This window comes from Bradyrhizobium sp. CCBAU 45384, assembly GCF_028128665.1.
GTDB lineage: Bacteria > Pseudomonadota > Alphaproteobacteria > Rhizobiales > Xanthobacteraceae > Bradyrhizobium > Bradyrhizobium manausense.
This window is the reverse complement of sequence record NZ_LBIZ01000039.1, coordinates 1-929: the sequence shown is the minus strand read 5'-3', so window position 1 is coordinate 929 and position 929 is coordinate 1. Positions and strand designations below refer to the sequence as shown.

The 929-nt window shown below is 59.5% G+C and carries 1 protein-coding gene; it reads left to right on the top strand.

What is annotated here, in order from left to right:
* Nucleotides 1–168 precede the first annotated feature (168 nt).
* The coding region (locus tag XH80_RS02915) for an IS110 family transposase (RefSeq protein WP_271597254.1) at nt 169–929 on the top strand (761 nt) is incomplete at its 3' end.

Genomic DNA, 929 nt, shown 5'->3' with positions numbered 1-929 from the left:
CGGCATTATGGCCAGCGGTCATGGGTACCGCACAAACAGGCCGAACACATGGCTGCTCCGACCAATGCTGCAAGTGAAGATTCTCCTTGCCAACCCGGAGCCAATGGTATGGACCCCGCCCTTGCCGCGGTGGAATCTCGAGCGTCAACTGCAGTGAAGGAGGATGTCATGCAGGTCGTTCGGATAGGTCTAGATCTGGCGAAGTATGTTTTCGAAGTTCACGGCGTCGACAACCACGGGAAAGTCGTTGTGCGAAAGAGGTTGCGTCGCGATGCGGTGGCCGGCTTTTTCGCCAATTTACCGGCCTGCCTGGTCGGCATGGAGGCTTCCAACGGGGCACACTATTGGGCTCGCGTGCTCACGGAGCTTGGCCATCAGGTCCGACTGATCAGCCCTCAGTTCGTGACGCCATACGTCAAGTCGAACAAGAACGACCAGAACGATGCGGAAGCCATCTGCGAAGCGGTCGGCCGTCCGTCCATGCGCTTCGTGCCACCGAAATCAACCGATCAGCTGGCGGTACAGGCCGTCCACCGAATTCGCCGGCGCCTGGTCGCCGACCGGGTCAGGCTCGTCAACCAGATTCGCGGTCTTCTGTCCGAGCATGGGATTGTCATTGCCCGTGACATCGCGCAGCTGCGGCGCGGCCTCGCTGTCATCGTAGGGAACATCAATGACGGCCTCAGCGAGATGCTCCGGACGCTCATGAGGGAATTGCAAGAGGAGTTGTCCGAGCTTGATAACCGTATTGCAGCCTATGACCGGCGGATAAGGGAAATCTTCCGTACAAGCGAGCAGTGCCAGCGGCTCGGCAAAATCGAAGGCATCGGACCTGTGACAGCAACAGCCTTGATCGCCGCCGTGGGCGATAGAAGCTGTTTCAAGAACGGCCGCCAGTTCGCGGCTTGGCTTGGCCTGGTGCCGAAGCA